The organism is [Actinomadura] parvosata subsp. kistnae (assembly GCF_900323885.1).
Lineage (GTDB): Bacteria > Actinomycetota > Actinomycetes > Streptosporangiales > Streptosporangiaceae > Nonomuraea > Nonomuraea composti.
This window is the reverse complement of sequence record NZ_OOHJ01000006.1, coordinates 21,116-44,343: the sequence shown is the minus strand read 5'-3', so window position 1 is coordinate 44,343 and position 23,228 is coordinate 21,116. Positions and strand designations below refer to the sequence as shown.

The following is a 23,228-nucleotide window of genomic DNA, read 5'->3' as shown; positions in this document are numbered from 1 at the left end:
GAAGGCAAGCGGAAGACCGGTGCACCAGTCACGTGACTGATTCCGCTTTTGTCATTTCGGTCTACTGTCTCAGCCGTGGATGCACGCCACAGTGCTGTGGGTTCTCGGGCATTCGCCGAGCACCAGAGGTGAGACCGATGGAGGATCTTAATGCGCGGGCCGAGCAGAATCGCCAGTGCTTTCGCGATGACCGTCTGTAGCCTCGTGGCCGCACAACCGGCACAGGCCGTCTCAGGCGGCACCGAAACTATCGCCGTGATCTACTGGTTTGTCCAGAACCAAGGCACTGGTAGATGCTTGGCGGTCGACCAGCTCGAGCCGGTCGGCGAGGTCTCTATGGGTAGCTGCGGTTCTGGAGAAAGCATTCAATGGCACTGGGTCAACAGCTCATGGAATGACGGGTATCGCCTCCTCAAGAACAGGATCTCCGGAGGCTGTCTGGTCTCGACAAGTCCGGTCAAGATGGGAACATGTGAAGACTGGACAAGCAGGCATTGGAAGAAAATCGACTGGGGTGACGGCCTTTATCAGCTCGTCAGCGACCAGACTGACGGGTATCTCTATGATGGGGAGACACCCGACGGTTTTGTGTATACGGGTGTCGTAGGCGGCAAGACCGCGAGATGGCTCATCCGGGAGGCCTGATTCCTGGCCGATGCGTAGACGCACCGACCGTAGGCTTTGGGTGGTGCTCGGACTCCGCACGCTTGCCGATCAGTTCCCCATCGACACCGGCGCCCGAGCGTTGGGATGCGTCCCGCCGGCGGCCTTGTCCGGGTGCCGTCGGCAGGCCACAACCATCCCGGCGTCCGACGCCGTCCCACCGCTCGGAAAGTCCACCACCCGCTAAAGCTTATCGAGGTCGATGACGTACATCTGCTCGCCGATGGAGTAGGCCAGCAGCCTGCCCGTCCGGTCGAAGCCGGGCCGATCGCAGCTGAAACCCTCACCGTTCTTCCTGGGACGGACGCCGAGATCACCCACGCGGCCGGTGGGCAGGTCGTACAAGGCGGCGGCGACGAACTGGTCGATGCCGGTCCGCGTCCGGTCGATCAGCGAGCTCACGTGGAAACGGTTCCGAGCGATCTGTCCCATCCGGCTCACGTTCCCGGGCAGCGGCCGCTTATCGGAGCCGTCGCGCAACCGGTAGAAGGCGCGGTCCTCCCGGCCGCTCCAGCAGATGTCCACGTCGCACGACATGAACCGTTCGCCATCGCGGATCATGGCCTCGCTGGTCTGCCCGGTCTCGACGTTGCGGATCTCGGTGAAAGTCGTGGACCCGTGGCTGAAGCGGCCTGGCGTGCCGATCCACGGCCAGCGCAGCAGGTGCATCGGCGCGCCGCCCTCGACCGGTTCGGGCCGGCCGCCGGCGAGCGGAAGGCTGTAGATGCCGTCCGCGCGTGCGGAGAACGCGACCCGGCCGCCGGACACCTCCACGCCGTCGAGGCCGCTGCCGTCCGTCTGCTGGGTGCCGATCGCCCTGGCCTGGCCGCCGTCCAGGGGCGCCGCCCAGATCTGTGCCGGGCCGCGCTTCAGCCTCGTCCACCAGACGACCTGGCCTTCGCCGATCGTGAAGTCGCCGGCGAACAGCGTGGTGCCTTTCGGCGTCGGCACGTCGGTGATCTTGCGGAGGTCGTGCGTGGTGAGGTCGTAGGCGTAAATGGCGTCGGTCTTCTCGAAGCTGCTCCAGGTGGTGACGAGCATGGTCCGGCCGTCGAGGAGCAGGATCGGGCGGATTCCGCGCTCGTCGGGAGTCCTGGCCGGGACCTTGAGCACGGCCTGCGGCCATACCTCGGCCTTCCACAGCGCAATCGCCTGCTCGTCCCTGCTCGATGGCGCGCCGGGTCGGCACCTGCACCGGCCAGCACTAATCCTCGACATAGCCTCAGGCCAGGGGCCCGTGCTTGAGCTCGGCATCCAGCCGCGCCCGCTGCCGGGCCGACAGCTTCTCCCTCGAGACCGGCTCCTTCGACAGCAACGCCTCCGCGCCACCGCCTTCGCGCCAGGCCTTGCGCCAGCGCGTCACCGACCGCTCGTGCATCCGTAACCGCGCCGCGATCGCCCTGGTCGACTCCCGGCCTCGAACCACTCGGCCGCCTGCAGCCGTACACGCTCGCGCCGCTCCTGCTCCGCAGGCGTGTACCCACCTCTCTGTGCATACCGCATGCTCCGGGTCGTACCTCACCCGAAGCGATCCGTCACGAGGCTAAGACACTACGCATTCAACCTGTGTGGAGGGTGTCTGAAAAGGGTCAGGGTGAGCGGCCGCTGTGGCGGTGCAGCAGGATCATGGTCATCGCGAGGTAGATGACGTTCTCTGAGGTCGCGCTCAGGTATTCGTAGTCTTTGGCCAGGCGGCGATACTTGCCCAGCCAGGCGAAGGTGCGCTCGACCCACCCACCGGCGGGGCACGAGGGAGAATCGGGAGACCTGCCGCGGCGGCTTCCCTTCTTGGCCCAGGTGTGGCGGAATCCGCTATCGCGCCGCACGACGATCTGCAGCGTCACGCCGAACTGATCCAAGACCCAGCCGATGAATTCCTGGCCGCGATAGCCCTGATCCACCCAGACATGCCTCAGAGCCTGCTGACAAAGGGGTTTGGTGTCGAGGCTCAGGTCAGGAGAGTGCCGGGGTGTGGTCATCTTTGGGCTGTTGACCGGTGAACAGGAGCGGGCTCCCGATAGCTGAGGTGGTGTCTAAGCAGCTCAGCGGCCAGGAGCCCGTAGTTGTCTGTCTACACGCCCGCGGCTGTGAACGCCAGCGGTTGTGCCTCATCGGGATGCGCATGTCGCGGCCGGAAACCGGCATACCCGTCGGATCTCGCCGACATCGAGTGGGAGATCCTCGAGCCCGAGGCGCGGGCGGTGATGGCCGAGCTGGTCACCGCGACCGGCAGGCCGATGGTGCATGACCTGCGCGCGGTGCTGGACGCGATCGGTTATGTGACCCGGTACGGGATCGAGTGGCGGGCCCTGCCGGTCGACTTCCCGCCGCATGAGGCGGTGTATGCGTTCTTTGTGCGCTGGTCGCGGCGTGGCCTGCCCGAGCGGCTGGCCGGGCGGTTGCGAATTCTGGCCGGGCGGGCGGAACTGCCGACGGCTGGGTGCCTCGACTCCCAGACGGTCCGTGCGGCCGAGACTGTCGACGCGGTGGCCTGCGGGTATGACGCGGGCAAGAAGCTGAAGGGGCAGAAGCGGCACATCGTGGTGGACACGCTCGGGCTGCTGTTGTGCGTGATGGTCACCGCCGCGTCGGTGCAAGATCGCGACGGCGCGCATCCGGTGTTGGAGCTGCTGCGGGAGAAGTTCTCCACCATCGCTCTGGTCTGGGCCGACGGCGGCTACGCCGGGCGGCTGGTCACCTGGGCCTGGCAGGTCCTGGGTCTGGCCGTGTCGATCGTCAGGCGCAGCGACGACCTGCGCGGTTTCGTGGTACTGCCCCGCAGGTGGGTGGTGGAGCGGACCTTCGCCTGGCTGGTCCGCTACCGCCGCCTGGCGCGCGTCTATGAACGCCGGCCCGACCACCACGAAGCCCTGATCTGGTGGGCCACCGTGCACCAGATGACCCGCCGCCTGACCCGCGAACTGGCAGGCCGGCCACCCGGCCGTCGCTGGGGCGACCCACCACCGCTCCCACACCTGACCAGCCCCGACCGGCGGGGCAAGGTCCTGCAACTGCTGGCCGCTCAGCCCTGGCGGGCCTGGAAGGGAAGCGAACTGGCCGCCATCCTCGGCATCGAGAACGTCAACAGCTTCCGCGTTCAGTTGTCCCAATGGTCTCACCAGGGCCACATCAACAAGATCGGTCCTGCTCTCTACGGGCCCATGTCCATCAGCACTTAAGCCTTTGTCAGCAGGCTCTCAGACGTCGTGACAGCTCGCCGGCGCGAGCGAGCAGTACGACCGCGCCGTCGCGGTCGTTGACGCTGGCCGGGCTGACGTAGGCGGTGACCACGGTGCCAAGCGTGTCGACCAGCAGGTGCCGCTTAACCCCCGGTACCTTCTTGCCGCCGTCGTAGCCGTGCAGGCCGCCCCGGTCGGTGGCCCGCACACTCTGGCTGTCGATGATGCCGGCGCTTGGTGTGGGGTCACTGCCGCCACCGACACGTTCACGTTCGCGTAAGCGGGCCAGAATCTGTTCCCAGCGGCCCTTGATGCGCTAGGTGCGCCAGTAGTGGTAGACCGTTTGCCACGGCGGCAGGTCGTGGAGCAGCAGCCGCCAGGCACAACCGGCCCGCACCCAGTACGCCAACGCATTGACGATCTCCCGGCGCTCATGAACGACAGGCCGGCCACCCGGCTTGGGCACCGGGATCAGCGGAGCCAGGACTTGCCACTCGCGATCGGACAGATCGGTCGGGTACGGACGCCGAGGAACCATCGCACGCCTCCAGGCTCACACCCCCGATACCTGCCAGCATGACTCGCCGAACCCTTGCCAGACACCCTCTCGTGCTTCTCACCATCTTTGACCGGCCGCACTGCCACGGGTGGCCGGGCTCGATCAGATCTGAAGACCCGTACATCATGGCCATCGGCGAGGGCTTCCCCGCAGCCTGTTTCCACCGTATTCCCGTGGCACGCCGGTGGTGCACGCCAGAGGCCGTGGCGAGTGCGGGCACTCGTTCTGCAACCCGATTCTCGAATAAGCCCAGTCAAGTGACTGATATGACATTCATACCGCTCCGATAATGTCGAGGGGTCGTCGAACGGATGTCGATACAGAAGGAGAGGCATGTCACTAGCCAAGCGTTTCACTCCTATCCTGCTGATGGTTGCAGCGGTTTCCTCCGCAGGCGCACTGTTCGCCGTGCCGTCCAATGCCAGTTCTTCTGCCCAGGCAGCCATCGGGTATCCCGATTACGCAGGCTGCGTCAAAGCCGGCAAGGCGAGCGGAAGGCCGTTCGCATGCAAGGCGAAGGAGGAAAATCGTGGCTGGGACCTCCTCCAGTCGACGTCTCCTGTGGAGCCGCCCGGCAACATGGGTAGCACCGCGGTCTCGGGCCGGTTCTGGATCTACGAACATGACTCTTATAGGGGCCATCAGAAGTCCTACAACGCCAACGACGCGAACTTCAAGAACGACGAGTGGGATGGCACCAACACCTCGGTCAACGACAAAGCCAGTTCGGCATGGAACAATACCAACCGATATGGCAATCTGTTCGTAGACACCGGATACGTTGGCACATATATCTGGTTTCCGCCTAATAGCGCTTCGCTTGACTTGGAGAAGGATTTTGGCTTGGGCGACGAGGCGAGTTCCATCAAGTTCACGTCCTCATAGCGATGACCGATGCGGTGTCCGGCGCGTGGCGCCGGACACCGCGCCGCTGCTGCCTCGAGACGGCTCTTTGATCTTGATCCTTCGGCGCCCATGAGTGAAGGTCATCCTCGTCCAGGACCCGACCAGCCACGAGTACGAGGTGTTCGGCCACGTCTCACCGACACGGGCCTGGAGGAGCTGGAGGCCGAGCCGCCCGACGCGGGCTCACCGTCGTCGGCCGTGCCCGCATCACATCCAAGGCCGGACTCATCAACCGCCCCTACTGACCGACGCCACGATGGCCGCCTCGACCAGGGTGGCGGCCATCGCCGTCTCGGCTATCGTTCGTAGCCGTACGCCGCCCCGTTCTCGGCCAGGCCCCTGCCGGCTACCCCATCGGCCAGCATCTCCTCGGCCAACTCCCCGCACCCGGCCCCGGTGCCCGTCCCACCCGAGCCCGGTCCACCCCCGATGTGACCGTGCCTACCACCAAGGGGCAGGCTGATCACGATCCACATCGGGGGCGGCGACGTCGGTAACGAGACCGGCGAGGCGGTTTTCGGGGCGTTGCTGAGTGTCAGGTGACATCGAACCGGGCCATTGATCATGGCGTGACCTCGCGTTGGCCGGCCACTTCACCTGTCACGGACGGCTCGGCAGTTGTGTGTAGCCTCTTCACGCTGAGGCGGGTCCCCGACCCGACGCCGTGGTTCTTGCTGTATCCGCTGGACGAGGACCTCCCGCAGGCAACGATCGTCTACGACGAGAGGTACAGGCAGTTGCGGCCGGCCGATGACGGCGCGAGATGTGTCTGGGATGATCTTCTCACCTTGGCCGCCGAGTGGGTGGCGGACGCAACCGGGTTGCCCGGCCCGGACGGTGCTGCCAGCGATCTGACCCATCCACTGGTCATCGCGGTCGTCGGGCGTCGGCACTTCGCTGTAGTCGACGCCGTCGAGGCGCGCCAGCATCGTGCAGGCCATTCAGCGGGTGTCGATGCTGGGCGGGCCGCCGGTCACGTCGGGGCAGAGAGGAATGGCGATCTTCACCCACCACTCGTTCCGGTGTTGGCGATGACGGGGCCCGGGCGAGGAGGAACGCCGTACGGGTGCGGGTGAGGAGCACCACGGGCGGCATGGTGAGCGCCAGGGGGCGCCTCGGCGGTGCTCCCAGCGCGTTTTCGCTTGACCGGGGCTAGGTGTTGATCTCCAAGACCCAGGTGGAGACATGATCGGGGCCGCACGTGTAGATCATGCGGAAGGTGTCGGTACGGATCTCGAAGGCGTGGGGGATACCGCCGTACGGCACGGCTCCGAGTGGTTCAGGGTCTTCGACCAGTTCGAGAAGGGTGTTCGCGATGGCGGTTCGCAGACCGGGCGCCGCCTGGCGCAGGATGTCGCGGACCGCGAGGTCGATGTGGAGGAGCCTTTTCAAGAGCGCTCACTGGGGGATCGGTAGGCCAAGATCGGCATAGAGGGCTTCCTTGCTGTCGTAGGTCATCATTTCGCGCTCGCCGCGGTCGTGGGCGGCGATCGCTTCCGTCACTTGGCCGGCCTCCAGTTCCCGGCGGGCTCGCAGCAGTTCCTCGTAGTCGGCTTCGGAGATCAGGACGGCGCGCTCCGTGGTGGAGCGGCTGATGGTGGTGGGCTGGTGGCCGTGAACGGCTCGCGCTACCAGCGTGCCGAGCTGGCTGCGGGCTTCCGAAATCCCCAGTGAGTCATGCGTGGCGGTCATGCGGTTCTCCTGTACCAGCCGGGGGTCGCTCTCCCCGGTCGCGAGGTGAGTGTGTCAGGTGTCTCTCCATCATACGAGGATCTGAACATCCAGCACAGGGTGTGCAATATGTACATGTTGCACAACGACCCGGATGGGAGAGTTGTCCCACTTCCGGCACCTGCTGCACGCGTGCCTGAGCACACGGCGCGATGAGCTGTTCGCGCTGGTCGACACGGTATTATGCGCCGACGGGGCGGTGACGTCGCTGGTGGATCTGACGCTGGTGGCCGAGCACCGGCGCGGGCATGGCACCCTGTACGACGAGCTCCATCACGGCTGGATCCAGATCGGGCGATTTCGGCGCGCTCTGGCCAGCCTGCCCCTGCCCAGAGCCGCGGGCGGCCGCCTGTCCTGGCAGCGGACGTCTCCCCATGGCTGCGGCCGGACGCGGCCACCAGCCCAGCACGCGCGTTCTGCCACACCTACGGCCGCAGCAAGGACCAGCACCTGATGATCCCCGGCTGGCTGTACTCGATCATCGCCGCGCTCGAGACCGGCCGCACCTCCTGGACACACATGCTGGACGCCCTGCGGCTCGATGCCGAGGCCGATGTCGCGGCCGTGCCCGCCGTCCAGGTCCGGGACCTGGTCATGCGGCTGGTCGAGGCCCGCCAGTGGCGGCCGGGCGATCCGGACATCCTGCTGGTGTTCGACGCCGGCTACGACCTACCCCGCCTGGCCTTCCTCCTGGCCGATCTGCCGGTAGAGGTGCTCGGCCGGCTCCGCTCCGATCGGGTGCTGCGCCGCCCGGCGCACCCGCGCCGTGAGCACTGCCTTGCCAACCCCGCCGGCGACCGCCCGCCCAAGCACGGCGGCGAATTCCGCTTCACCGACCCGGTCGCCTTCCGCGGATGGGCGGGACGCGGGTCGTGGTGGCCGGGACAAGGTGGGCCAGTCACTCACGCGGGCGGCCAGTAGCCCGGCGACGCTTCCGCCCATGACCACTACCTTGCCAGGACGATCCGGGTTCGCTGGATCGGCCTCGCCGTACTCAGGGCGCCGAAAATTGCGCAGGCAGTGGTTTCGACATGAAACTACCGTACGAGCGCCAGCGGGCGCGGAGAATGCGTCATGCCTCGGCCGGCCGGTGGGAAGGCTTGGATGGCCGGCGGTACGGTGAGGTGGGCAACAACCTGGAGGTCGCCGGTGTCCACCCCGCATCGCGACGACGAGGCTTTGATCCCTCGTCCGCCGCTCACAACGGCGGCGTTGCGGGCCGCTGTGGCTCAGATCGCGCCCGCCTACCTCGGCCAATTCGTCGACCATCTCGACCAGGCGACGGAGCAGGCCGCGCGACAGAGCACCGTCGCGCCTCTGCATGGATTCCTGGCTCAGTGGGGTGAGTTCGTCGCGATCCACCGCCACCCGGCGAGAGCGGCGCGCCTGCGAGAACTCGAACAGCAGGTAGCCGATGCCACCGACCGGCGTACCGTATCGGCGGCCCTGGCCCAGATCAGAGAGATCACCGCCGCCGCACGCCGTGACGCCACCGGTGAGTGACGCCTGGGCCTGGGAGTATGACCCGGACGAAGAACACGTTGCTCCAGGACTGCCCGCTCCTGTCCTCGCCGAGAGGAACGGCTTGCCGGCCAGTTCGTGATCCTGGGCAGGGACGCGGCCCGACGGGGGCAGGGGCCCGCTGCACGGAGGAGGACTGCGAACGCTGGACCTGTTCGGCGGCAGAGGCTTCCTGCACTTCATCGTCGCCGAGCACCCGCGCCTGGTGCTGATCGTCCGCATCACCTGGCTGGATTGAGGCAGGCCCGGCACAGGGGGCACGTGATGACCACGGCAACAGACCATGGACAGCGATCCGTTCTCCCTCTGGTCGTCGAGCGCATCGCGCTCTCCCCCAGGCTGGCGTGAGTGGCCAGAAAGCGCCAGCCGTGCTCATCCATGTGGACCCAGGTCCGGGTACAGCCATCGTCCAGCGAACGGCGTCCCGGCGAAGATAGCCTCCGCGTGCCGAGGAAGCAGGTCACACCCGTGCCTCCCACGACGAGCACGGTGAGGCCCTCCTGGTCGACCTTCGTCATGACCTGCGTACGTGAGCGGTGCTGGTGCAGATCGAGCTCCTTGGCTCTCTGGCCGAGCTGTATCGCGGCTCCGGCGATGTCGAACACTCCGAGCGGGAACTCGACCGTATGGAGGTGCTCGCCCGCCAGGTACCCCCTCCTGCCGAGACGACGCAGAACCTGCTGCTTCCCGCCCGGATGGCCAGCCTTCTCACCGCCGGGAACACCGCGCACGCCCGCGAACCGCTGCCCTGCCGTCCGCGCGGCCCGGGCGAACGTGGACGCCCCCTCCGCCGCCCGGTTCCTGGCCCGGCTGCTGCTCCTGGAGGACGACCCGGCCGCCGCCGCCACTGCACTTGGCCTGAGTCAGGTTCTCCGCGGCGTCTTCGACCACGGCGACACCGAGTTGCGCTCCCTCGTTCAGGCGCTCGTGGAACGGCTCGGCAGCGCCGGCTCCGACACCGCATACCGGCGGGGCGCCGCCATGACGCCGCACGAGGCCGGTGACCGGCTGGCGAAGCCATTCGTATGAGACCGCGGTGTCAGACGTGAGGCACGTACCCGCCCCGCCCTCACGACGGCAGCTCCGCGCGCAACTCGAAACCCACGGCCTTGTTGCCGCTGACGAGCCTGCCCCCCAGTGCCCTGACACGGTCGCCCAGCGAGGTCAGGCCGAACCCGGCGCCCTGGCCGGCCCCCTTGCCGTCGTCGGTGACCGCGAGCACGATCCTGCTCTTCTCGAACGTCAGCGTGCCGTGCACGGACCTTGCCTGCGCGTGCCGTACGGCGTTGGTGAGCCCCTCCTGCAACACCCGGTAGAGCACGAGTTCGGTGTCGGGGTCCAGCGGGCGTTCCGTTCCCTGCACCTGGAAGGTCACGGTGAGGCCCGTACCGGAGAAGGAGTCGGCCAGTTTCCGCAGAGCGGCACTGCCCAGGTCGCCGCTGAGTGCCAGCGGGCGCAGCGCGCGCACCCAGCGGCGGGTGTCGGCCAGCGCCGCCTGGGTGAGCTCCTTGGCCTGGCGCACCTCTTTCCAGGCGGCCTCCGGCCGGCGGTGGCGGAACCGCTCGGCGTTCTCCAGGCCCAGGTTGATGACGGTCAGGTGGTGGCCGATCGAGTCGTGCATCTCCGCCGCGATCCTGGCGCGTTCCTCGGCGACGGTCAGCTCCCGTACGCGCTCGGCCAGTTGCCGGGCCCGTGACACCGCCACGGCCATGCCCAGAGAGAAGGCTGCGAGCACCGCGATGACCGCCAGATCGGCCAGCGTCTGGACGAGCGTTCGGCCGTAGAACATCAAAGAGGTGACGGTCATGATCGCGACGAAGGCAGCGAGGATGGGGGTGGCGATGCGCAGGCCGTACACCAGGGCGAGGTTGGCCACCCCCATGAGCACCAGGGGCGCGTGCGTGCCGGCCGCCCCGACCAGCCCCAGGAGCAGGGTGCCGGCCAGGAAAACAGGAGTCGCCAGGAGACGAACGCCGTGTACGGGCCGCCACGGCATCACCGGCCACAGCCCGCACAGCAACCCGACGTCGGACAGGAACAAGACCCGCTCCAGGACGGTGCCGGGCGCCACCGCCAGGTTGATCGCGACCGTGGCCCCGAGCGTCAGCCAGAACACCACGCTGAGGAAAGCGGGCCGGTCGGGGTCACGTCGCCACACCATGTGACGACCCTATGATCCCGCTGCGCGCCTGTGATCCACCAAAGGTCATCATGACGTTGGTCATGGCCGAGGCATGACCGGCTCTATCGCACGTCCGATGCGCCGCGTGTCCGCGCAAGCCTAGCGTTCCCGGCATGAAACCTCTGTGGACCGTCCTGCTGGCCGTGGTCGTCATGTTCGTCCAGGCGTTCATCGGCTCTCTTCTGTCGTCACTGGTCCCGCACCGGGCCGGCCCGGTGCTGCAGCACCTTGCCGGCGCGGCGGGGATCACGCTGACCGCGCTGCTCGTGGTGTATATGGTGCGGCGATTCCTGGACCGGCGGCCTTGGCGGGCGCTGGGCTGGCGGCGGCCGTGGCGTCTCCTGTCCGGTGTCCTCGCCGGTGGGTTGCCGATACTCGCCGCCCACGGGATGGTCGTGGTCGTCGGGCCGGGACCTGGGTGTCGCTGGACGTCTCTGCCGTGCTGGCGTTGCTGCCGGCGTTGGCCGTCGCGCTGCTGCTCGGCCAGGCCTTCCCGGAAGAGCTGCTCTGGCGCGGTCACGTCTTCGACAGCCTGCGGCAGTGGCTCTCGCCGCGAGCGACGCTGATCATCACGTCGGTCGCGTTCGGGTCGATGCACCTCATCTCGATAGGCTCGGGGACCACCCTCGGGACCAAACTGCTCTACGCGCTCATGGCCACGACGCTCGGCTTCGCGGCCGGGGTGGCCCGGGTGCGTGGCGGCGGGCTGTGGATGGCGGCCGGCGTGCACTGGGGCTTTCATCTGGCCTGGCGCAACGTGCCGGTGAAGGCGGGGAGTTATGAGCTCCTGCTCGTGCTGATGGCTGTTGGGCTGGCGCTGACGGGAGCCGTCCTGCTCTGGGGACGGGACGGCGTCAAGGCGGCTCCACGGGAAAGCGGCCGGGTGGCGGCCTAGAAGCCGGTGAGCAGCACGCTTTGGCTCCCGACGCCCGCAGCGCCGCGCGTCTCCGCGCATCGGTCAGCCGGGCGGGGCTCGCGGGGCCGTTCGCATCAGAATCGGTAGTGCGCGACCACGGTGCCCAGCCTGGAAACGGACGTGCTGAGCGCCGCCATGCGGGTCCACAGGCGCAGGGCCGGCGGATACTGGGCGACCTCCGGCTCGCGGACCAGCAGGATCTCCTCCATGAGCGTGAGCTCGGGGTTCCAGTGCACGATGTCGCGGCTGCCGAAGCCCGCGGACTTGAAGAGGGGGACCAGGAACCGAGCGCTGGGGGCGAGTTTCGCGGCCCGGACGGTGAACTTGTTGTAGACGTTGAACGCGATCTCCCCGCTGCGGAGATGGTCGGTGAGCCGCCGCAGCAGGGAGATCATGTCGGCTTCGGCGAGAAACGCCATCAGGCCGTCGGCGACGATCACGGCGGGGCGGTCGGCGGGGAGGCTCTGCAGCCAGGCCGGGTCGGTCAGGTCCGCGCCAATGGTGTGGACGTGCGGGCGGCCGGGGATGAGTTGCCGCCGGGCGGCGACGACGTCAGGGAAGTCGACGTCGTACCAGTCGACGGTGGGCGGTGTGTCGATGCGGAGCGCCCGCGTGTCCAGCCCGGCGCCCAGGTCGATACCGATCGCGTCGGGGTGGCGGGCGATGAACCGCCGCGCCACCTCATCCAGTTTCTTGGCGCGCTGGGCGACTTCGACGCAGGAAGCCCTGGTCCAGCGGAGCTTGTCGTTGGTGTAGCCGGTCTTGCGGACGAGTGCGTCGGCCATCGTGTCCCCGAGGATCGGGTCCGGCTGGCGGCTGTCGAACGCCCGGCCGGTCAGGGTGATCCACAAAGTTTCCTCCACCGGGGTCAGAGCGGGAAGGGAAAGCGTCATGGGGTTTCCGTCCTTTCTGCGCCGACGTGCGTGCCGGCTCGTCGACACCGTCGATGAAATGACACCCGGACTAAAAGTAGTCTGAGTATAACCATACGCCTGGTGTAAGCTCTCGTGCTATGGCGGATGAGACGCGGCGCGAGCGCAAGAAACTCCAGACGAGGCAACTGCTGGTCGACACAGCGCTCAGGCTGTTCGCCGAACAGGGATACGAGCAGACCACCATCGCGCAGATCACCCAGGCGGCCGACGTGGCCAAGAAGACGTTCTTCAACCACTTCCCCACGAAGGAGGACGTGCTGTTCGCCGACACCGGCCAGTACGTCGAGGCGGCCGTCGAAGTGATCCGCGAACGGGCGCCGCGGGAACACGTCTCCGACGTCCTGCTCGAGATCTACGAACGAGTCTTCGCCCGGCGCCTGGCCGAGGGGCCGCTCGCCGTGGCCGGCAAGGATCTGAAGCGCCTCGACGACACCGTCATGAAACTGCCCGCCGTGCAGGCCAAGGCCCTGCACGTCATGTCCGACCTCCAGCAGGCGATCGCCGGCGCGCTCCTGAACGCCTACCCCGGCGTGCTCGACCCGGTCACCGCGGCTGCCGCCGTCGGATCTTTGATGGGAGCCGCTCAGGCCGCCGGCACGGCCAGCCTCCGCCAAGGACCCTCCATGGAGGAGTACCTGGCCTCGATCCGGCGTGCCCTCGACGTCGCCCTGCAGGGGCTGCGCTCGTTGTAGATCGAACAATCCGCGGGAGCGTCGGGATGACCCACGAGGCGCTGGCACCGTGTGCCGGTGTGCGGCGAGGACCGGCGCCGTCCTGCTCCTGCCGCTCAGCGACACCCGCGTGGCCGCCGCGGCACCCACTCCCGAGCCGCAGCAGACCGCGGCGACGACGGCCGCCACGGCCAAAGGCCCCGCTGAGGCCCCCGATCAGGCGTTGGCGCGGCTCATGGCCATGCCGGTTCGCGGCCAGAACGTAGCCGTGACGCAGTGACACGGCATCCCGTTCCCCCACGAACGCCGCCAACCGCGGATCTCCATCGACATGCTTCGCCCGGCGCTCTCTTGTCACCATGGAGAGAGCAGGAGCGGGCGAACACGTCGAACAGGCCAGACCCTCCGCGTCAGTGAAGCTGCCGAAAGGCCCGGCGGTAGTCGCGGGGCGCGACGCCGCGGCGTGCGACGAACCGCTCGCGCAGGACGGTCGCGCTGCCGTAGCCGACGCGGCGCGCCACCTCCTCGACCGGCAGGTCGGTGGTCTCCAGCAGGTGCTCGGCCCGGTCGAGGCGCTGGGCCAGCAGCCAGGCGTGCGGGCTGGCGCCGGTGGCGGACTTGAAGGCGCGGGCGAACGTGCGGCGGCTCATCAGTGCCCGCGCGGCCAGCTCGGTGACGGGGACGCGGCGGTCCAGGTTCGCGCGGGCCCAGGCGATGACCTCGGTGAGCCGACCGTCGTCGCCGTCGCCGGGCATCGGCGTACTGATGTACTGGGCCTGGCCGCCGGCCCGGTGCGGCGGGGTGACCAGGTCGCGGGCGACGCGGTTGGCGAGCGCGGCACCGTGCTCGCGGCGGAGCAGGTGCAGGCACAGGTCGAGCCCGGCGGCGGCGCCCGCCCCGATGGCCACGCTCCCGTGGTCGAGGTAGAGGGCGTCCGGCCTGACCCGTACGGCCGGGTGGCGGGCGGCGAGCTCGCCGGCGTACCGCCAGTGTGTCGTGGCCTCCAGGCCGTCCAGCAGGCCGGCGGCGGCGAGCGCGAACACCCCGGTGCAGTGCGCGGCCACGACCGCCCCGCCGCGTGCGCGCGGCGCAGCGCGTCCAGCACGGCCGCGGCGGGCTCGGCGCGGAACGAATCGCCCGGCAGCACCAGCACCAGGTCGGCGCCGCGGAGCGCGGCCAGGCCGTGCCCGGCCTGGAGCGGGAGGCCGAGGTCGGTCCGCAGCTCGCCGGGCCGCTCGGCGCAGATCACCGTCTCGAACGCCGGACGGCCCGGCCCGGCGCCGAACACCCCGCTGACGATGCCCAGCGCCAGGGCGGTGACCCCGCTCGGCGCGTAGGCGACGATCCGCTCAAAACCCATGGCCCGTCATCCTGGCAGAAAACCCGCGATCAACGGCAATACGGCCACTTTTCCGCAATGCCCCGTCCCGCCAGGCTGGCGCCGGACCTCGATCACGTCGAAAGGGCGGGCATCATGGCGGAACACCACCACAACAAGGTCATCCTGGTCACCGGGGCGACGGGCAGGCAGGGAGGAGCGGTCGCGTACCGGCTGCTCGCCGACGGCTGGACGGTGCGGGCGCTCACCCGGTCCCCGCACTCACCCCCGGCCAGGGAACTCGCCGCGGCGGGCGCGCAGATCGCTCAGGACCGGCCCGGTGACCGCGCGACGCTGGAGGCGGCGATGGCCGGCGTCCACGGGGTGTTCAGCGTCCAGGCCGGGGTGCTGGGCGCGACGCCCGTCCCGTACGACGCGGAGGTCGCCAGGGGGCGCCTCATCGCCGACGTCGCGCTGGCGGCAGGCGCGGCACACCTGGTGTACTCGTCGGTGGCGGGCGCGCCCCGGGCCGGGGGAGTACGCGTGTTCGAGCCGAAGCTCCGGATCGAGCACCACCTGCGGCGCATCGGCGCGCCGGCGACGATCCTGCGGCCCGCGTCGTTCATGGACAACTACGCCGATCCCTCCTCCGGCCTCGCCTCAGGAACGCTGGCCACACCGTTTGCCGCCGGCGTCCCCGAACAGCTCATCGCGCTCACCGACATCGGCGCCTTCGCCGCCCTGGCCTTCGGCGACCCGGAGGGCTATCTCGGCCGGGCCGTCGACCTCGCCGGCGACCAGCTCACCCCGCCGCAGATCGCGCGTGCCTTGAGTGCCGCCCTCGGCCGCGACATCCCGTACGTGCCCGTCCCGATCGAAGCGGTACGGGCGCAGAACGCGGCGTTCGCCGAGGCGGTCGGCTTCCTCAACCGCAACGGCGGCTACGGCGCCGACCTGGCCCGCGCCCGAGAGCTCCATCCCGGCCTGCTGACCTTCGACCAGTGGCTGACCACCGGCGGAGCGGCCCGCATCGCCGCCCTCCTGCCCTGACGCTCCCGCGCCGGATGTCGGACCCCTGCCCTACGCTGCCGCCATGGCTGACATTCACGAGCTCATGTTCGCGATGGACGTGCGCGATGACCTGCCGGATACCGAGCTGGCCGAGTTGCGCTGGCACCTGGGCCTCGGCCCGCGGCCCGCGCACCTCACCGAAGAAACGATCATCGTCAACGAGGTCCTCGACCTGCTGGATGAGGACCAGGAGCCGGTCCGGGACGAGCACGGCGACTGGGTGATCAAACAGTTACCGGAACCGGCATGGAGCGACGGCTCGCCGTACGCGGCCTCGAAGCTTCCCGGCGCGGGCTTCTCGGTTCTGGTGCGCTCGGATGACCGCGACACCGGACGCTGGGCGCTGACCTGCCGCTGGGAGATCCATCCCGACGGGCACGGCGAGGTGGCCGAGCTGATGGGCTGGCTGACCGCCCGGCTTCACGAGGACCACCACTCCTTCTCCGGCTACCAGCGCTGGTACGAGGACGACAGGCTGGAGCAGCTCAGCATCCAGGACGGCGAGGTCGTGGCACGCCGCGACGGCGGGTTCGTCCCGCCCTTCTGGGACGAACCCGACGAAGGCTGAGCGGGCCACCGGTACCCGGACCGTACGGAGGCATGAGCTCCCGACAGTGTCGGTGACTTCGTGAACCCGGCGCACGAGCACCGGCGGTGGCGGCGCCGCGGGCGACACTCCTCAACCGGCTGGACCAACAAGCCGGCTGAGCCTCTCCGCGCACGTCAGCGAGGCGTCCATCCTTGCTCCAGCAGTTGTGTGCGGATCAGCTCGAGGAGGGCGCGATCTGCTTCGGCTTGGTCCGCGTCCTCGGGATCCCCGAGGTCGGCGGTCACGGCCGACCAGCGTTCCAGCGCGGAGATGACCAGGTCCCATTGCGCTCGGCTCAAAGTCAGCGTTGAGGTCTGGCCGGGCGCTGGCCAATGCTCGAACCCGGCCAGGTCACGCGGCCAGTCCGGAATCTGGTCCCAGCCGGCCTGACGGATGCTGTCACCGAGGTCGGCCACGTCCCGCGGGTCGCCCTCGACAACTTCAACGCTCACCTCGTTGTCCATCGTGGCATCGATGATCAGCCACTGGCTGGTCTCCATCCGCACTCGAAAGCTGGTCTCTTCAGCAGCGGGACGACTCATGCGATGTGATCATCACGGCCTCATGCCGGTCCGTCAACAGCCCAGGCCTTGACGACGAGGCCCACATGTCAGAGGGCCCCCACCGGGAAGCTCCGCTACGACGACCTCAGATCCGCGGACACGGTCGCGCCGGAGGCTCGCAAGGCCGCCGACGCCGCCATCGGCTCCCCGATCCGAAACGAAAGCCGCTGCAACGGCGGGCGCACGGTTCTGGACAGGGCATCGGCTGAGGGCCTGGCTCGCCACCGCACTGACCACATGGAGCTCATCCTCACCGCCAAAGAAGGAAAACGGCGGCGCGGCCGGCACTCGGTGCCGAACGTGATCGAGGCGTCGCCAGCCGGCACGTACGGCAAGGTCGCGTGGCTGACGTTGCCGCAGGACTACCTTTCCAAGAAGGGCCACAGGATCGGTTTGTTGATCGCCGGGACCGACCGCATCGACAGCGACGAGAGCGGGACCGGCACCAACGTCACCGTCGGCCTGCCCGGGAGCAGCCTGTCGGTCCCGTTCGTGCTGAGCACGCCGCTGGCCGACGTACCCAAGGACGGCCAGGTTCCCCGGACCGGAGCGGGTCGACCTGCCGCAGCCGGAGCAGGGATTCGAGTTGCCCTGACCCGCTAGACCGCAGAGGTCCGGGCTCTCCTCCGGAACCTGGGCCCCAGCTGCGGGGCCGCCTCACTAGCATGTGGCCCATGCCCGACCCGTCACGAACGCCCGACTGCCGCATCCCCGAGTGCGATCTGGCTCCCTTCGGCCTCTTCCTGCACTGCTCGGACCCACCGCAATACGCCCTGGAGCTCGCCAGGGCAGGCATCGAGGTCCGGGCAGCCGTTTTCGCTGAGCACGGGCTCGCCGGACACGGCGGTGACTGGGCCGTGGTCGCCCTCCTCGCCACTCAGGCCGAGGCTCCCGACATCGCGGAGATGCTGAGGTCGGACCGGCTCTCGCTCCAGGAGTATGCCGGACGCGATCAAGGCATCTGGGACACCTGGTTCGCCGTGACGGCGTTCGAGGCGGACATCGGCGCGTTGCGCAGGCTCGCTATCATGATGGCCCGTCTGTACCGTGAGCCCGAGCGCCTGGCACGTGTGATCCGCGCGGCCGACCCCGGCCTCTTCGATCAGGGCTGTGCCGTACTCGACAGGTTCCGCGGTGAGGGCGCGGCCGGCGTCCAGGAGGACGGCTTCTGACGGCCGCCGGGTGACGCGGCCCGGCCGCCGCTGACCAGCATCCGCAAGGCTCCGGAAGCCGGCGGCCCCGCAAATGGGACGGGTATGTGCCTGCGGGGTGCCGGCGAAGAAAGCCTCGGTGGATGCCACGGCAGCCCGGCTCCCGGACAGCACTTCGCTCCACGAGCACTCACCGGCCAAGGACCTCGCGGGACCGGCTCTTGTCACCATCGAACATGCGGCTCGCCCCGGAGAGAAGTACGAGCAGGGCGTCAATGTCGCCGCCGCGGGGGAGCCCATGTACTGCGTCCCATACCGCAACAAGAGCGTGAAGGAGGTGCGGGCACTGCTGAAGGACCGGGGCTTGATGATCGCGCAGTTCATCCACATGGCATCCCCGCAGCCTCCCACCGCGGAGCCTGAGGTCACCACATCGGTTCCGGACTCCATGCTCCGATGATCGAGCCGACGTTCTGGCCGATCCGGCGGATGAGCCCGTACAGCCCATAACGGACGAGCAGCTCGACCGCCTGCCCGGTCACACATCCAAGCCGCCGGTGGCGGGCAACTGGTCATGTGACTGATGCGTTCCGCCCGTGGCTCTCACTACGGTCGTCCCATGTCGAAACGACGCCTGCGCAGATTTTCGGTGCGGCCTGGGACGTCTCCACGGCGGCGAACCTCGCCCGGCAGCAGAGCGGCGCGGCGCCCCCGCCAGGGGCGCGGCTGTCACGCCGGCTGAGTGGCCATCCTCCGGCCTGTGGTTCAGGGGGGAAGAACCGCACCACCGGCCGGCGTACGGCGGCCCGGTCGGCTCTCATCCTCAGCCCAGCGGCCGCGCCTGGGCTGCGCAACCTCCGGACGCCGTCGTGACCCTGCCCCGCCGCAGCCGTATCCGCGCCGGCGAATCGCTCACGGACCGTCGGAACCGCGAGCCGATGGTGCCATGACCCCGGTCGGATCGCCAGGGATTTCCCTTTCCCTGCCCTGACAGATCCCAAAAATCGTGCACGGAAGGCGCGGATCACCGCAACGGGAACGAGCGCGCACGCGACCAGCGGTGATCCGTGCCCTTGTGATGCCACCCCTCATGAAAGGACGTACATGCGATTTTCTGCTGCGGTAGGAAAACTGGCCCTGGGCCTGACAACCGTCGTCACGCTCGCCGCTGCGACCGGCCTGCCGGCCGTCGCGGCAGTGGAGCAGAGCCCGGAGGCGGCCGCCTCTGCCCGCGCCGCCGAGACCGGCACCGCGGTGCCCGTGCCCAGCCTGACCGACGAGAACAGCACGACCGTCGCCAACCCCGACGGCAGCTTCACTGCGACGATCACCTCGGGCCCCTCCAACGTCAAGCGGTCCGACGGCACCTGGGCGGCCATCGACACCACGCTCGTGGCGGAAGGCTCGGTGCTCAAGCCGCGCGTCTCGCAGGCGGTCGTCGAGGTCTCCGGCGGCGGCGACGGGCCGGCGGCCAAGCTCGTCGACAGCGCCGGCCGGGTGTTCATCCTCAACTGGGCGAATCCGCTGCCCAAGCCGTCGGTCAGCGCCAACGTCGCCACCTACGCCGACGCGGCCGGCCCGGGGGCCGATCTGGTGGTGACCGTCCTGCCGACCGGCTTGCGCCACGACGTGGTGCTGCGGGAGAAGCCCAAGGGCCCGCTCGAACTGCGCATCCCCATCCGCACGCAGGGCGCGGACCTGACGCGGAGCGCAGATGGAGGCCTGCAGCTCAAGAGCACCGGTGGTGACGTGCTCGCCTCGTCGGCCCCACCGGTCATGTACGACTCCAGCGGCCGTGGCAAGCCCCGCGGCGACGCCCTCGCCGAGGTGCCGGCCACGGTCGAGTCCCAGGACGGAGCCCAGGTCCTGGTGCTCAAGCCGGACACCGGCTTCCTGTCCGACCCGGACCGCGTCTACCCGGTGCGCCTGGTCCCGGGGATCACGATGCCCACGGTCGTCACCGACACCGACGTGGCCACCTCGTGGGCGTCCCACCCCGGCGACGCGATGATCATCGCCGGCACGATGCCGTGGGAGAACGGCCAGGGCGGCGACATCATGCGCAGCCTGGTCTCGTTCGACACGGCCACGCTCAAGGGCAAGCGGGTGGTCCTGGCCGGCCTCGGCATGTGGAATCTCGAGACCAACGCCTGCGGCCCAAGGGTCGGCTCCGGACTCACGGCCGAGCGCATCACGAGCCCCTGGACGGAGACCAACCTCACCTGGAACAACAAGCCCACCACGACCTCGCAGGGGGCCAGCACCACCCAGGCGGGCCGCGGCCGCACCTGGACCGAGCCGTGCCCGGACGGCGCCGGCTATCTCGCCTGGCCGGTGACCGACATCGTCAAGGCCTGGGCGGACGGCGCCCCCAACTACGGCATCCAGCTCCGGGGCGCCGACGAGAGCGAGAAGACGAACTGGCGGGCCTTCGCCGCCTCCGAGAATAAGGACGCGGGCGTCAAGCCGCCGACCCTCACGGTCGTCTACTGGCGCTAGCCGCACCCGCGCGCCGGCGTTCGCCTGCCTGCCAGGCGCCGACGGCGCGCTCTCGGCTCCGGCCGGGCCCGGCCTTGAGGGGGAGCAGCCAGCGCCGGCGGACGTCGCGGTCGACGGCCGAGGACCCTCCGCAAGGGAGAGCCCTCGGCCGAGCAGTCGCTGACCCCTTGCCTTGGCCTGGCCACGGCGTGGTTCGACTGCGGCGCAGAGCCGCACGACCTGAGCGTGCTCGGCCCCGACGACATCATCGTTGTGGGGGCCAGGCCGCTGCGGCCTCGTCGTCGGCAAGGCTACGATGGCCGAGCCTGCTGTGCGGGCGGGGGCCCGCTGCGCTGCTCGGTCTCCAGCAGCAGGCGAGACATTCGTGTGGACCATCAGCGGCGAATGCGGCACGACCCCACGTACCTGATGCGGGGTCCGGTGGCGCCGTGCGAGCCCGGTGGAGGGAGAAGACGGTCGGCGAGGTCAAGTCCGAGATCAGGGAACGCGACTTGCAGGCGGTAGTCGTCATCGAGCCCGATCCGGGCGGTCGAGGATACGGGAACTTCTTGACCAAGACATCCCCGTCGGCGACGACTGGATCGCCTGGGATGCCGAAGAGCGCGTCAATCGCGGGTGTAGCAGGCCGGTCCAGTGAGCTTGCTGCTGTGCACGCTTGCGCTGCTCCACTGGTGTCGCTCCTGAGGTGTGGCCGGACGGTCGTCCCGCGGCAGGGAAGGCCGTCCGCCGTTCAGCGGCTTTGCCACACACCAGTCATATGACAGATATATGTTGCTTGACCCCGAATATCCTTTGTATCGGATCGGAGCATGAAACGGAGGTGAACGGAAAGGCGATTCATTCCGCTTAGCGTCGAAGAGCTTGAGCGCTCCGACCGCAATGACCGGCAGAGGAACCCTCTCGGCAACGAGACGGCCCGAACTGAGGGCACTCCCGATGTTCGAGTCGTTGAGCGTCACGCGCGTGGTGACGCTGCTGTCCCAAAACGAAGGTGCCATGCGAGGCGGTTCTGCTGTCAAGGCGGCCGGTCTGCGGTAGATACGGATCCCCCTTCCCAGCGCTGGCCTCCGCCGCCCACCAGCGATCATCGGCTGGGAGCCGCCCTCATGCAGGCAAGTTTCCTACCATGCGACGGCGGCCACGTGCTGTCCAGTGCTCCACCAAGATCCACTGGACTGGAATGTTCGCCTACGCGCTACTCCGGTTCACAGGCATAGCGCCAAGAAAGCGGCGCCGTCCCTGGAACGGCTGAATGCCGCTATGGCCACGGAGTCGGCGACCATCGGCTGGCCTGGGGCAAGAACATCTACGCGACATGACGTGGTGGATCTCAATCGGTCTGGCGTGGCCTTTCAGCCTGGAGCGCTCTGCCGCCCCTCGCGATGACCCCAGTGACGGCAGTGCGGGCTTCCTCCGCTGAGTCATCCGCCATCCACGCCGCTGACCTCAGCCGGTACGAGTTCGCAGGTTGCGACCGGTCCGTGAATGACTCCGACGCTGCCTCCATGGTTCTTGGCCAGATCACCGTTGGCGGAGTGCGTGTCGACGACGAGCGTCTCATCCGGCCCGAGGTCCTTCGGGTTGATCCAGAAGCCGGAGCCGTTCATCCGCCTGAACGGCATCCGATCTGGCCGGGGCACGGTCTCTCCCCGCGGCTCGCGGCAGATCTGCTCGTAAGGGACGTAATCGATCACCGCTCGCATGCCCTTCTCCCGCAGCCTCTTCTCCAACTCCTTGGGCCTGACGAACTTGTTGATCCGCACGGTGACGGTTCCGTCGGGATTGTTGACGACGGCGAACGCCGGCGTGTGCGGCGCCAGCGGTACGGCGACCACCGCCGCAGCCGCCAACGGGCGTGCGGGCCGACGTGCCGGCCGGGCATGCCACGAGACCGTGGCGGCCTTCGCGCGCTGTTCCTCGAACAGCTTGTTCCTGCACGACACCGCCCTCACAGTCCTTCCGTCACCAGGGCCGCCGCCACGCCGGGTCCCTTCCGCAGGGTCCGGCGGGTACGATGCAGCCGGACTCTGGCCGTTCCGACCCTGATGTCCAGGGGCTTGGGCCGCTTCCGCCATCGTCAGTTGGTCGATGACCACGAACTCGAGCAACGCCCTTTCCCCGTCCGGCAGGTCGGCCATGGCTGATAGTGCGCGCGGGGTGGGTTCTCCGGCGTCGATGCGGTCGGTCGGGTCGGCGATGTCGTCGCTGTCCAGCACTCGGCGCGCGACGATCCGTTCGACGGCGCGGGCCTCGCGCTCAGTGCGGCGTCGCTGGGCCACCCAGCACGTTGCGCGCCACCCCGTACAGCCATCCGGTCTTGTTGCCTCGTCCTGGCCGGTAGGTGTGCCGGGAGTGCAGTGCCGCGAGGAATATCTCCGCCGTGAGGTCGGCCATCGTGTGCGGATCGGCCGTCGGCCGCGCGACGAACCGCGTCATCATGTCGAAGTGCCAAAGGTAGAAATCTTCGAAGGCCTGCGTCCGTGTCAGCGGGTCCCCCGGTTCCTCCTGATCGGGCCGCACGAGCCGGGCTCCCTTCGGTCGACAGTGCTTACGCCTTGTACTTGACCGAAGCTTGCGGTGCATTACGAGGCGGGCACGCCAAGACTCCACGTCGCCGAACCGAGTGGCATGCGTCTCCATACCGGCCGGGCAGCATTCGTCATGCGGAGGGATGACCCCCGGTCATCCCTCCGCTCCTTTGCTGACGTTTCCCAGCACGTTCTCCCGTCCAAGCGCAGATTTACTTTGTAAAGGCGCCCAGATGGTAAAGCAAT

At 68.6% G+C, this 23,228-nt stretch carries 27 protein-coding genes and 2 pseudogenes; 15 read left to right on the top strand and 14 right to left on the bottom strand.

Features of this window, described 5'->3' with window-relative positions; genetic code table 11:
- The first annotated feature begins 150 nt into the window (after positions 1-150).
- Entirely contained in the window at positions 151-645 is a 495-nt protein-coding gene (locus KIS93_RS03825; protein WP_186403601.1) for a hypothetical protein, read from the top strand.
- A gap of 201 nt (positions 646-846) precedes the next feature.
- On the opposite strand, the gene KIS93_RS03820 is transcribed toward KIS93_RS03825, so the two are convergent.
- The 3 genes from KIS93_RS03820 to KIS93_RS03810 all read right to left on the bottom strand — a co-directional run bounded on the left by KIS93_RS03820 (position 847) and on the right by KIS93_RS03810 (position 2,642).
- Positions 847-1,776, bottom strand: a complete 930-nt coding sequence (locus KIS93_RS03820; protein WP_186403600.1) for a TolB family protein — start codon at positions 1,774-1,776, stop codon at positions 847-849.
- 109 nt (positions 1,777-1,885) lie between these two features.
- On the bottom strand, positions 1,886-2,089 hold the full coding sequence (locus KIS93_RS03815; RefSeq protein ID WP_222107223.1) for a helix-turn-helix domain-containing protein: 204 nt from the start codon (positions 2,087-2,089) through the stop codon (positions 1,886-1,888).
- Positions 2,090-2,252: 163 nt separating this feature from the next.
- Positions 2,253-2,642 carry a transposase gene (locus KIS93_RS03810; RefSeq protein WP_186403599.1) on the bottom strand — a complete coding sequence of 130 codons (390 nt, stop codon included), beginning with the start codon at positions 2,640-2,642 and terminating at the stop codon, positions 2,253-2,255.
- A 108-nt stretch (positions 2,643-2,750) separates the two neighbouring features.
- On the opposite strand from KIS93_RS03810, the pseudogene KIS93_RS03805 reads away from it, so the two are divergent.
- A pseudogene (locus KIS93_RS03805) lies at positions 2,751-3,581 on the top strand (IS5 family transposase); the annotation flags it as partial.
- A 268-nt stretch (positions 3,582-3,849) separates the two neighbouring features.
- Here KIS93_RS03805 and KIS93_RS62965 read toward each other — a convergent pair.
- A complete protein-coding gene (locus tag KIS93_RS62965; protein WP_335673880.1) occupies positions 3,850-4,131 on the bottom strand; it encodes a transposase in 282 nt (93 codons plus the stop codon).
- 27 nt (positions 4,132-4,158) lie between these two features.
- The gene (locus tag KIS93_RS62960; RefSeq protein ID WP_222107221.1) at positions 4,159-4,380 is read right to left on the bottom strand and encodes a transposase; all 222 of its coding nucleotides are present in this window, start codon (positions 4,378-4,380) and stop codon (positions 4,159-4,161) included.
- 354 nt (positions 4,381-4,734) lie between these two features.
- Between KIS93_RS62960 and KIS93_RS03795 the strand changes: the two genes are divergently transcribed.
- Together KIS93_RS03795 and KIS93_RS03790 are read left to right on the top strand one after the other, a co-directional pair.
- Entirely contained in the window at positions 4,735-5,286 is a 552-nt protein-coding gene (locus KIS93_RS03795; RefSeq protein WP_186403598.1) for a peptidase inhibitor family I36 protein, read from the top strand.
- Positions 5,287-5,978: 692 nt separating this feature from the next.
- The gene (locus KIS93_RS03790; RefSeq protein ID WP_186403597.1) at positions 5,979-6,383 is read left to right on the top strand and encodes a hypothetical protein; all 405 of its coding nucleotides are present in this window, start codon (positions 5,979-5,981) and stop codon (positions 6,381-6,383) included.
- Between the two features lie 76 nt (positions 6,384-6,459).
- On the opposite strand, the gene KIS93_RS03785 is transcribed toward KIS93_RS03790, so the two are convergent.
- On the bottom strand, positions 6,460-6,699 hold the full coding sequence (locus KIS93_RS03785) for a hypothetical protein (RefSeq protein WP_186403596.1): 240 nt from the start codon (positions 6,697-6,699) through the stop codon (positions 6,460-6,462).
- A gap of 6 nt (positions 6,700-6,705) precedes the next feature.
- Positions 6,706-6,999, bottom strand: a complete 294-nt coding sequence (locus tag KIS93_RS03780) for a type II toxin-antitoxin system Phd/YefM family antitoxin (RefSeq protein WP_186403595.1) — start codon at positions 6,997-6,999, stop codon at positions 6,706-6,708.
- A gap of 133 nt (positions 7,000-7,132) precedes the next feature.
- Between KIS93_RS03780 and KIS93_RS03775 the strand changes: the two are divergent.
- Positions 7,133-7,959: pseudogene (locus KIS93_RS03775) on the top strand (transposase).
- Between the two features lie 228 nt (positions 7,960-8,187).
- Positions 8,188-8,541, top strand: coding sequence for a hypothetical protein (locus tag KIS93_RS03770; protein ID WP_186403593.1), 354 nt, complete (start codon positions 8,188-8,190; stop codon positions 8,539-8,541).
- Positions 8,542-8,780: 239 nt separating this feature from the next.
- Here the strand turns inward: KIS93_RS03770 and KIS93_RS03765 are convergent, their stop codons facing one another.
- Positions 8,781-9,290: a hypothetical protein gene (locus KIS93_RS03765; protein WP_186403592.1), complete on the bottom strand. Its 510-nt coding sequence runs from the start codon at positions 9,288-9,290 to the stop codon at positions 8,781-8,783.
- 43 nt (positions 9,291-9,333) lie between these two features.
- Here KIS93_RS03765 and KIS93_RS03760 point away from each other — a divergent pair, with 43 nt between their 5' ends.
- Complete coding sequence (locus KIS93_RS03760; RefSeq protein WP_186403591.1) at positions 9,334-9,588, top strand: hypothetical protein; 255 nt, start codon at positions 9,334-9,336, stop codon at positions 9,586-9,588.
- Positions 9,589-9,628: 40 nt separating this feature from the next.
- Here KIS93_RS03760 and KIS93_RS03755 read toward each other — a convergent pair whose 3' ends face one another.
- Positions 9,629-10,720, bottom strand: coding sequence for a sensor histidine kinase (locus tag KIS93_RS03755; RefSeq protein ID WP_186403590.1), 1,092 nt, complete (start codon positions 10,718-10,720; stop codon positions 9,629-9,631).
- A 439-nt stretch (positions 10,721-11,159) separates the two neighbouring features.
- Here KIS93_RS03755 and KIS93_RS03750 point away from each other — a divergent pair, with 439 nt between their 5' ends.
- A complete protein-coding gene (locus tag KIS93_RS03750) occupies positions 11,160-11,636 on the top strand; it encodes a CPBP family intramembrane glutamic endopeptidase (protein WP_186403589.1) in 477 nt (158 codons plus the stop codon).
- Between the two features lie 95 nt (positions 11,637-11,731).
- Here the strand turns inward: KIS93_RS03750 and KIS93_RS03745 are convergent, their stop codons facing one another.
- Positions 11,732-12,550 carry a class I SAM-dependent methyltransferase gene (locus KIS93_RS03745; protein WP_186403588.1) on the bottom strand — a complete coding sequence of 273 codons (819 nt, stop codon included), beginning with the start codon at positions 12,548-12,550 and terminating at the stop codon, positions 11,732-11,734.
- Positions 12,551-12,669: 119 nt separating this feature from the next.
- Between KIS93_RS03745 and KIS93_RS03740 the strand changes: the two genes are divergently transcribed.
- Positions 12,670-13,284, top strand: coding sequence for a TetR/AcrR family transcriptional regulator (locus KIS93_RS03740; protein WP_186403587.1), 615 nt, complete (start codon positions 12,670-12,672; stop codon positions 13,282-13,284).
- 389 nt (positions 13,285-13,673) lie between these two features.
- Here the strand turns inward: KIS93_RS03740 and KIS93_RS03735 are convergent, their stop codons facing one another.
- Positions 13,674-14,327, bottom strand: a complete 654-nt coding sequence (locus KIS93_RS03735) for a GlxA family transcriptional regulator (RefSeq protein ID WP_222107220.1) — start codon at positions 14,325-14,327, stop codon at positions 13,674-13,676.
- A 353-nt stretch (positions 14,328-14,680) separates the two neighbouring features.
- Here KIS93_RS03735 and KIS93_RS03730 point away from each other — a divergent pair, with 353 nt between their 5' ends.
- Together KIS93_RS03730 and KIS93_RS03725 are read left to right on the top strand one after the other, a co-directional pair.
- Positions 14,681-15,631, top strand: coding sequence for an NmrA/HSCARG family protein (locus tag KIS93_RS03730; protein WP_246005168.1), 951 nt, complete (start codon positions 14,681-14,683; stop codon positions 15,629-15,631).
- Positions 15,632-15,674: 43 nt separating this feature from the next.
- A complete protein-coding gene (locus KIS93_RS03725) occupies positions 15,675-16,220 on the top strand; it encodes a hypothetical protein (RefSeq protein WP_186403586.1) in 546 nt (181 codons plus the stop codon).
- Between the two features lie 155 nt (positions 16,221-16,375).
- On the opposite strand, the gene KIS93_RS03720 is transcribed toward KIS93_RS03725, so the two are convergent.
- Positions 16,376-16,741: a hypothetical protein gene (locus tag KIS93_RS03720; protein WP_186403585.1), complete on the bottom strand. Its 366-nt coding sequence runs from the start codon at positions 16,739-16,741 to the stop codon at positions 16,376-16,378.
- Positions 16,742-17,041: 300 nt separating this feature from the next.
- Between KIS93_RS03720 and KIS93_RS03715 the strand changes: the two genes are divergently transcribed.
- The 4 genes from KIS93_RS03715 (at position 17,042) to KIS93_RS03700 (ending at position 20,454) form a co-directional block, all read left to right on the top strand.
- Entirely contained in the window at positions 17,042-17,407 is a 366-nt protein-coding gene (locus KIS93_RS03715; protein WP_186403584.1) for a hypothetical protein, read from the top strand.
- 71 nt (positions 17,408-17,478) lie between these two features.
- Entirely contained in the window at positions 17,479-17,976 is a 498-nt protein-coding gene (locus KIS93_RS03710; RefSeq protein ID WP_186403583.1) for an Imm51 family immunity protein, read from the top strand.
- A 118-nt stretch (positions 17,977-18,094) separates the two neighbouring features.
- A complete protein-coding gene (locus KIS93_RS03705; protein WP_186403582.1) occupies positions 18,095-18,415 on the top strand; it encodes a hypothetical protein in 321 nt (106 codons plus the stop codon).
- A 644-nt stretch (positions 18,416-19,059) separates the two neighbouring features.
- Positions 19,060-20,454, top strand: coding sequence for a DNRLRE domain-containing protein (locus KIS93_RS03700; RefSeq protein WP_186403581.1), 1,395 nt, complete (start codon positions 19,060-19,062; stop codon positions 20,452-20,454).
- Between the two features lie 1,421 nt (positions 20,455-21,875).
- Here KIS93_RS03700 and KIS93_RS64520 read toward each other — a convergent pair.
- Both KIS93_RS64520 and KIS93_RS64515 read right to left on the bottom strand, forming a co-directional pair.
- Positions 21,876-22,733, bottom strand: a complete 858-nt coding sequence (locus tag KIS93_RS64520) for an RNA polymerase sigma factor (RefSeq protein WP_246005167.1) — start codon at positions 22,731-22,733, stop codon at positions 21,876-21,878.
- On the bottom strand, positions 22,711-22,974 hold the full coding sequence (locus KIS93_RS64515) for an RNA polymerase sigma factor (protein ID WP_246005166.1): 264 nt from the start codon (positions 22,972-22,974) through the stop codon (positions 22,711-22,713). Before KIS93_RS64515 ends, KIS93_RS64520 begins: the two co-directional genes overlap by 23 nt.
- Positions 22,975-23,228 lie beyond the last annotated feature (254 nt).